Here is an 8241-nt window from a genome sequence, read left to right as displayed (position 1 = left end):
CGCCGCGGGCCGCCGCGCCGCGGCCGCTCGTGGGGCCGCTCGCGCGGCCGCTGGTGGCGCCACCGCGGGTGCGCTCGCCGTCGGGGCCGACGTCGTAGCGGCGCTCCTCGGGGCGCGGGCGGCGCGGGCGCTCCTGCTGGCGGTCGTCGCGCCGGTCGCCGGAGCGGCCGCCGTCGGGGCGCCCGCCACCGGAGCGGCCGCCGCCCGCACGTCCTCCGCCGCCGTAGCCGCCGGAGCGGCCGCCACCGCCGGCACCGCCGCCCCGGTAGTCCCGGTTGCCGCTTCCGCTGTTCCTGCCGCTGCTTCGCATCAAAGTTCCGTCTTGTCGTCTGCGTCGTGGTCCGGGGCGTCCGGGTCGAAGGACGGGACTCCCTCCGGGGAGTCGCCCTCGACGGCTTCCGCCTCGGGGAGGAACGGGGCGAGCTCGGGAAGCTCTTCCAGGCCGCGCAGGCCCATCCGCTCCAGAAAGTAATTCGTCGTCCTGTACAGGATCGCACCTGTTTCGGGTTCCGTCCCCGCCTCCTCCACCAGGCCGCGCTGGAGGAGGGTGCGCATGACGCCGTCGCAGTTGACCCCGCGCACGGCCGAGACCCTCGAACGGCTGACCGGCTGACGGTACGCGACGACGGCCAGGGTCTCCAGTGCGGCCTGGGTCAGCCGGGCCTGCTGGCCGTCCAGGACGAAGGACTCCACGGCCGGCGCGTACGCGGCCCGGGTGAAGAAGCGCCAGCCCCCGGCGACCTGGCGCAGGTCGAAGCCGCGGCCCTGGGCCGCGTACTCGTCCGCGAGCTCGTGCAGCGCGTCGGCGACCTCGCGCCGCGTGCGGCCCAGGACCTTCGCGAGGTGCTCCTCGGTGGCCGGCTCGTCGACGACCATGAGCACGGCCTCCAGGGCCGGCTTGAGCGCCAGGGATGCGGCCTCGTACGTCTGCTCGCTCATGCCTTCTCCTCCGCCGGCTCCTGCTCCGGCTCCGGCTCGCGGTCGAACTCGTCCGTCACCACCGGTGCCGCGCCCTCCGCGCCCGTCCAGCGGACGGTCAGCGTCCCCAGGGCCTCGCCCTGGTCCAGGGCGACGGCGCGCTCGCGGTAGAGCTCCAGCAGGGCCAGGAAGCGCGCCACGACGGTCAGGGTGTCGGGGGCGTCCTCGGTGAGGGCGGCGAAGGTCGCCTCCCCGGCGGCGCGCAGCCGGGTGACCACCACCTCGGCCTGCTCGCGGACGCTGACGAGCGGGGCGTGGATGTGGTCGACGTACACCTGCGGCGCGGGCTTGGGCTGCATGGCCTTGACGGCCAGCTCCGCCAGGCGGGCCGGGCCGATGCCGAGGACGACCTCGGGCAGCAGCTCGGCGTGCTGCGGTTCCAGGCCGACGGTACGGGGGTGGCGCAGGTCCTCGTGGGCCAGCCGCTCGCAGAAGATCTCGGCGATGCGCTTGTACGCGCGGTACTGCAGGAGCCGGGCGAACAGCAGGTCGCGGGCCTCCAGCAGGGCGAGGTCCGCCTCGTCCTCCACCTCCGCGGCCGGCAGCAGCCGGGCGGCCTTGAGGTCGAGCAGGGTGGCGGCGACGACCAGGAACTCGGTGATCTCGTCGAGGTCGAAGCCCTCGCCCATGGCCCTGACGTACGCCATGAACTCGTCGGTGACCTTGGACAGCGCGACCTCGGTGACGTCCAGCTTGTGCTTGGAGATCAACTGCAGGAGGAGATCGAAGGGCCCCTCGAAGTTCTCCAGCCGCACCGTGAACCGACCGCCCTCGGCCTCCGCCTCGGCCGGACCACCGGTGGCCGGCAGTTCCGGGCCACCGGGCGCCGCGGTGTCGTCCGGACCGCCGGTGGCCGGGGCGGACGCGGGCCGAGCCGTGGCGGGGTGGCTGCCCTCGTCGTGGTCGGTGCCGGCAGGCGTCGGGGTGCCGGGGCCGCGGCCCAGGTGGCGGCGGGCCGGGTGGGGGGCGGCTGCGGGCATGGAGGGGTCCAAGGGGTGGGGCGCGGTGTACGGCCCGAGGCTAGCGCGGCGGGGTGGGTCAGCGGCCGCGCAGGCGTCGTACGAGGATGCTCGCGTCGCCGCGCGACTCCAGGTCGGCCAGGACGACGGCGACGGCCTCCCGGACGATGCGGCCGCGGTCGACGGCGAGTCCGTGCTCGCCGCGCAGCACCAGCCGGGCGTGTTCGAGGTCCATGAGCTCCTCGGCGGAGACATAGACGGTGATCTTCTCGTCGTGGCGTTCGCGCCCGCTGGGCCGGCGGCCGGCGGCGCGGCCGCGGCGCTTGGCGGGGGCGGCGGCGGGGGTGCCGTCGTTGCGGGCGGGGGCGGGGCGCCGTTCGGTGTCCTGTTCCTGGCCGGTGCCGGCCGCTGCCGCGGCCGCGGCCGGCGCGGCGGGGGCCGGCCGGTCACCGTCGGGCGCGTCGCCCGGTCCCGGCACCCGTGGCGGCGTCTCGCCGTTGGCCTTGCGGCGCGGGCTGGAGGACTGCAGTCCCATGCCGCCCGTGGTGCGGAACAGCTCGTCGGCGCCGGGCAGGCTCACTCGGCGTGACAACGGGCCAGCACCTCCCTGGCCAGCTGACGGTACGCGGCGGCGCCGACGGAGTTGGAGGCGTACGTGGTGATGGGCTCGCCGGCGACCGTGGTCTCGGGGAAGCGGACGGTGCGTCCGATGACCGTGTGGTAGACGTGGTCGTCGAACGCCTCGACGACGCGCGCGAGGACCTCGCGGCTGTGCACGGTGCGCGAGTCGTACATGGTGGCGAGGATGCCGTCGAGCTCCAGCTCGGGGTTGAGCCGCTCCTGGACCTTCTCGATGGTCTCGGTGAGCAGGGCCACGCCGCGCAGGGCGAAGAATTCGCACTCCAGCGGCACGATCACCTTGTGAGCGGCCGTCAGGGCGTTGACGGTGAGCAGGCCGAGCGAGGGCTGACAGTCGATCACGATGTAGTCGTAATCGGCCATCAGGGGCTTGAGGGCGCGCTGCAGCGTGGACTCGCGGGCGACCTCGCTGACGAGCTGGACCTCGGCCGCTGACAAATCGATATTGCTGGGCAGCAGGTCCATGTTGGGCACCGCCGTCTTCAGCAGCACCTCGTCGGCCGACATGCCCCGCTCCATCAGCAGGTTGTAGACCGTCAGGTCGAGCTCCATGGGGTTGACCCCCAGGCCGACCGAGAGCGCGCCCTGCGGGTCGAAGTCGACGAGCAGGACCCGGCGGCCGTACTCGGCGAGCGCCGCGCCCAGGTTGATGGTCGAGGTGGTCTTGCCCACCCCGCCCTTCTGGTTGCACATGGCAATGATCTTGGCCGGGCCGTGGTCGGCCAGCGGTCCGGGGATCGGGAAGTAGGGCAGGGGCCGCCCGGTGGGGCCGATGCGCTCACGGCGCTGCCGGGCCGCGTCGGGGGCGAGGGTGGCCGCGTACTCGGGGTCGGGCTCGTACTCGGCGTCGGGGTCGTAGAAGTGACCGTCCGGCAGTTCCTCGTAGTCGGCGAGGCTGGTGGGCTCCATGGCGCCCGTGTCGCCGGCCATGGCGTTCACGTGTTGACCGTCCATGCTCTGGTGGGCTGTCGTCGTGCTCTGGATGTTCTGGTGCGCTGCGAAGGTCTGGACGGCGACGGAGCCGACAGCGTGGAGTCCCACGGGACTCGGGCCCTGCGCAAGCGTTCCTGGGTGACCACCCCCGGGAGCAAATGTCGACTCATTCACAAGTCGTCCTACCTCCTTGGTGACCAGGAAACATCTAGATAGGTCAGCGTGACACCATGCCGACGGTTGGCGACTCTATGGCGTGTCGGCGGTCCGCAGCAACACAATCCGCCGGAGACGGCACGATGTGTCGGCAATCGAACACCCTTCTGTCAAGGGTCTACGGCGGATAACCCGGAAGAATCACGGGCGGGTCAAAGCATGGCGAAACACCCCGGCCGGGCCTTGCGCGGCAAGGCCCGGCCGGGTAAGTGACTGCGTTCGGCGCGCGGTTGGCGTCAGCCCAGCAGGGTGTTCAGCTCGACGTGCGCAAGGTTGTGCGCCTCGGCGACCGGGCCGTAGACGACCTGGCCCTCGTGCACGTTGAGGCCCTTGGCCAGCGCGGCGTCGCGGCGCAGCGCCTCCTGCCAGCCGAGGTTCGCCAGCTGCACGATGTAGGGCAGCGTGGCGTTGGTCAGCGCGTAGGTGGAGGTGTTGGGCACCGCACCCGGCATGTTGGCGACGCAGTAGAAGACGGAGTCGTGGACCGTGAAGGTCGGCTCCGCGTGGGTGGTGGGACGGGAGTCCTCGAAGCAGCCGCCCTGGTCGATGGCAATGTCGACAAGGACACTTCCGGGCTTCATCTTGGCGACGAGCTCGTTGGTGACCAGCTTGGGGGCCTTGGCGCCCGGGATCAGGACGGCGCCGATGACGAGGTCGGCCTCGACGACGGCCTTCTCCAGCTCGTAGGCGTTGGAGACGATCGTCTGCACCTTGGTGCCGAAGACCTTGTCGGCCTCGCGGAGCTTGTTGATGTCCTTGTCCAGCAGGGTGACGTGGAAGCCCATGCCGATGGCGATCTGGGCGGCGTTCCAGCCGGAGACGCCACCGCCGATGACGACGGCCCGGCCGGCGTGGGTGCCCGGGACGCCGCCCGGCAGCACGCCGCGGCCGCCGGCCGAGCGCATCAGGTGGTAGGCACCGACCTGCGGGGCCAGGCGGCCCGCGACCTCGGACATCGGGGCGAGCAGCGGCAGCGCGCGGTTGGCGAGCTCGACGGTCTCGTACGCGATGGCGGTGGTGCCGGACTCCAGCAGGGCGTCGGTGCACTCGCGGGAGGCGGCCAGGTGCAGGTAGGTGAAGAGGGTCTGGCCCTTGCGCATGCGGTGGTACTCCTCCGCAATGGGCTCCTTGACCTTCAGCAGCAGGTCCGCGGTGGCCCAGACCTCGTCGGCGCTGTCGAGGATCGTCGCGCCGGCACCGACGTACTCGGCGTCGGTGATGGAGGAGCCGAGACCGGCGCCCTTCTCGATGACGACCTGGTGGCCGTTGCGCACCAGCTCGAGCACGCCCGCGGGGGTGATGGCCACGCGGTATTCGTTGTTCTTGACCTCGCGGGGGATGCCGACCTTCACGTCGATCACGGTCCTTGAATCAGAGAATGACAGGCTATTCCCGATATGCCGGGCATACCAGGGCAGACCGCGTCGGTCGCGGCCTTGCCAGTCTAATGAAGGATTGCGCGCTGTCTAGCCTTGCAAATCACCAATCCTTGTGGAGAAGACCACTGGTTTCTTAGGGTCGAGGATCTGATACCGGCGGTACGGTGCGTTGTCCTGTCAGGGCCTCAGGGGCGCCGCCCCTCGTGCGCGCCGTCCGCCGGCGGCGGCACGGCCGGCCGCTCGGCCGGCAGCCGGGCCGCAAGAGCGCGCTGCTCCTCGGCCGCCTGCTGCTCGCCGAGCCGGTCGAGGGCCTCGGCCAGGCGCAGCCGCAGCGCCGCCTCCAGGGCCGTCTCGCCCGCACCGCGGGCGGCCTCGGCCGCCTCCAGGAAGGCCCGCCGGGCCTGCACGGTGCGGCCCGCGCCGTGCAGCACCCGCGCCACCTCGGCCAGCGCCCGGGCGTGGCCTGCGCGGTCGCGCAGCCTGCGGTACGCCGCGGCGGCCGCCCGCCAGTCGCGCAGCGCCTCCGTCCACTGGCCGGCGTACTCGTGGACCGTGCCCAGCCGTCCGTACAGCCGGGCCTCGTCGGCGAGCTCGCCGCGGGTCAGCCGCAGCTCCAGCCCCCGGCCGTACCAGTCGGCGGCGCGCTGCCAGTCGCCGAGCTCCTGGTGGGCGGCGGCCACCGACTCCAGCGCCCGGCTGGTGACGTAGGGGTCGCCCGCCTCGCGCGCCGACTGCAGCGCCTGGCGGTAGCGTTCGAGGGCCTCGTGGGTGCGCCCGGCCCGGGCGTCGAGGTCGCCGAGGTTGAGCAGGGCCGCCGCCTTCTCCAGCGGCATCTCGCAGCGCCGGGCGACGTCCAGCACGAGCTGGTGCAGCCCGTACAGCTCGGGGGCGGCGGTCTCGGGGCCGAGGTGGGCGGTCAGCGCCCGGGTCAGCGCCGAGACCAGGCGGCGGGCGAGGGTGTCGAGCCGGCCGTCCTCCACGCCCAGCCGGGCGGCGGCCAGCAGGGCCGGCAGCCGGGCCAGCAGCCACTCCTCGGCCGCCTGCCGGGTGGGGAAGCGCAGGGCCCGGGGCAGCTGCTCGATCCTGCGCCGGACCGCCGGGTCGTCGCGCTCGGTGGCCGCCCGGCAGGAGTGCAGCTGCCGCACGGTGCGCTCCAGCATCCGCGCCCGGGCCAGCTCGATCTCGGCCGGCCGCTCCTGCGCGTGCAGCAGTGAGTCGATCATCGCGGCGAGGCAGCCGGGCACCCGGTACTGCGGGGGCAGCCCCGCGCCCTCGCCGGCCGGGCCCTCGGCGCGCAGCAGGCCCCGGGCGGCCAGGTCCTCCAGCACGGACTGGGCGGTGGACAGCGAGCAGCCGGCCAGGGCCGAGGCGACGTGGGCATCGGCCAGCCCGGCCGGGGCCAGGCCCAGCAGGTGCAGCATGCGGGCGGTGGGCGCGGGCAGCGCCTCGTAGGCGAGCCAGAAGGCGCGGGCCAGCGGCCCGCCGGCGGCCTCTCCCCCGCCGGCCGGCGGCAGCTCGCGCAGCCGCCGGGCCGCGTCGACCACGGTGGTCTTGGGCAGGGCGGCCAGCCAGCCGCCGACGAGGACGAGGGCCGCGGGCTGCCCGCAGCACTCCTCGACGACCCGGGAGGCCGCCACCGGGTCGCAGGTGATGCGGGTGGGCCCGGCGTACCACTCCAGCAGTTCCACGGCCGCCGGGGCGTCCAGGCCGCCCAGGGTGCACGGCCGCACGTCGGGCACGCCGGTCAGCGGGCCCCGGGAGACGGCCACGACCAGGCACTCGGGCTCGTCGGGCAGCAGCGGCTCGACCTGCTCGGCGCCGGAGGCGTCGTCCAGGAGCAGCAGCACCCGCTTGCCGTTCAGGGCGGTGCGCAGCGCCTGGGTGAGCTCGTCCTCCTCGGCGCCCGCCGGTACGGGCGCGTCCAGGGCGGCCAGCAGGGCGCGGGCGGTGCGTTCGGTGGGCACCGGCTCGCCGTCGGCGCCCGTCAGCCGGGCGCGCAGTACTCCGTCCGGGTAGTCCGTGACGAGCTGCCGGGCGAGCTCCTCGGCCAGCGCGGTGCGGCCCGATCCGGGCCGGCCGGCGATGAGCAGCACCCGGCCGCGCGGCTGCTTGCGGCCGGAGAGGGTGTCGAGTCCGGCGCGGACGATGTCGGCGCGCAGCTCCTTGAGCTCGCGCAGCCGCCCGACGAACAGATCCCCGCGCTCCGCCGTGAAGGCCGCATGGGGCGCGAGTCGCTGACGGGTCGCCACGGGTCCACTCCCTGCACGCACGAGCCCGGCCGCGGCCGCGGCCGGGAACGCTTCGAGCCTAGTTCACCGTGTGGTGGGGTCCGGGTAACAGCCGGGGGCAACGCGGTCCGCCTGCAGCGAAGATCACCTATTCGGGTTGACCTATCGTCGCATCAAAAGGCCCCGGAGGGCGGGGCGTCACGCCTCGTAGGGGCGGGCCGGCCAGGGGGCGTCGGCCGGGCGCAGGGCCTCCGGCCCGTCGCCGGCCAGGGCGGCGGCCAGGGCGAGCACGCCGACAACCAGACAGGTGTTGTGCAGTTCGCCGGCGAGGACGCCGCGCACCAGCTCGGCCAGCGGCACCCGGTCCACCTGCATGTCGAGCTCCTCGTGCTCGACGGCGAAGCGCTCGCCCTCCACGGCGGAGATGCCGCGGGCGAGGAAGACGCGCACCGCCTCGTCGCAGCCGCCGGGCGAGGTGTAGACGTCGGTCAGCACCCGCCAGTCCTCGGCCTTGACGTGGGCCTCCTCGTACAGCTCGCGCTGGGCGGCGCGCAGCGGGTGCTCGCCGGGCACGTCGAGCAGGCCGGCGGGGATCTCCCACAGCCGCTGGCGGACGGGGTGACGGTACTGGTTGACGACCAGGACGCGGCCCTCGTCGTCGAGGGCGAGGACGGCGACCGAGCCGGGGTGGGTCTGGTAGTCGCGGGTGGCGGTGTTGCCGTCGGGCATCACCACGGTGTCCGTGCGGACCCCCGTCTTGGCGCCCTGGAACGGCGTGCTCGTCGCGGTGACCTGCCACTCCTCGGCGGTGTCCTTGATGCCCATGTGCGGTCCTTTCGACAAAGTCCCCGGCGGATACGGAAAAGCGATACGGAAAAGCCGGGGTGCGGGCCCCCGTGGGAGGCCCTC

At 73.7% G+C, this 8241-nt stretch carries 7 protein-coding genes and 1 pseudogene; all 8 read right to left on the bottom strand.

Going from position 1 to position 8241, the window contains the following annotated elements; translation table 11 throughout:
• Positions 1 to 310, bottom strand: a pseudogene (locus ABD361_RS30015) (pseudouridine synthase); the annotation flags it as partial.
• Positions 310 to 939 (bottom strand): SMC-Scp complex subunit ScpB, encoded by a 630-nt coding sequence (gene scpB / locus ABD361_RS30010; protein ID WP_344440092.1) that lies wholly within the window; start codon positions 937 to 939, stop codon positions 310 to 312. The pseudogene ABD361_RS30015 and the gene scpB, both read right to left, overlap by 1 nt.
• Complete coding sequence (locus ABD361_RS30005) at positions 936 to 1958, bottom strand: segregation and condensation protein A (protein ID WP_344440090.1); 1023 nt, start codon at positions 1956 to 1958, stop codon at positions 936 to 938. Before ABD361_RS30005 ends, scpB begins: the two co-directional genes overlap by 4 nt.
• A 58-nt stretch (positions 1959 to 2016) precedes the next feature.
• Positions 2017 to 2529 carry a hypothetical protein gene (locus tag ABD361_RS30000; protein ID WP_344440088.1) on the bottom strand — a complete coding sequence of 171 codons (513 nt, stop codon included), beginning with the start codon at positions 2527 to 2529 and terminating at the stop codon, positions 2017 to 2019.
• A complete protein-coding gene (locus tag ABD361_RS29995; protein WP_344440087.1) occupies positions 2514 to 3683 on the bottom strand; it encodes a ParA family protein in 1170 nt (389 codons plus the stop codon). The genes ABD361_RS30000 and ABD361_RS29995 overlap by 16 nt, the downstream gene beginning before the upstream one ends.
• Before the next feature lie 278 nt (positions 3684 to 3961).
• A complete protein-coding gene (gene ald / locus ABD361_RS29990; RefSeq protein ID WP_344440099.1) occupies positions 3962 to 5077 on the bottom strand; it encodes an alanine dehydrogenase in 1116 nt (371 codons plus the stop codon).
• A 212-nt stretch (positions 5078 to 5289) separates the two neighbouring features.
• Positions 5290 to 7353, bottom strand: a complete 2064-nt coding sequence (locus ABD361_RS29985; protein WP_344440085.1) for a tetratricopeptide repeat protein — start codon at positions 7351 to 7353, stop codon at positions 5290 to 5292.
• Positions 7354 to 7530: 177 nt separating this feature from the next.
• The gene (locus ABD361_RS29980) at positions 7531 to 8157 is read right to left on the bottom strand and encodes an NUDIX domain-containing protein (RefSeq protein WP_344440083.1); all 627 of its coding nucleotides are present in this window, start codon (positions 8155 to 8157) and stop codon (positions 7531 to 7533) included.
• Positions 8158 to 8241 lie beyond the last annotated feature (84 nt).

The organism is Streptomyces luteosporeus (genome assembly GCF_039532865.1).
Taxonomy (GTDB): domain Bacteria; phylum Actinomycetota; class Actinomycetes; order Streptomycetales; family Streptomycetaceae; genus Streptomyces; species Streptomyces luteosporeus.
Note: the sequence above shows the minus strand (reverse complement) of the source record. Positions and strands in the feature narration are given on the sequence as shown.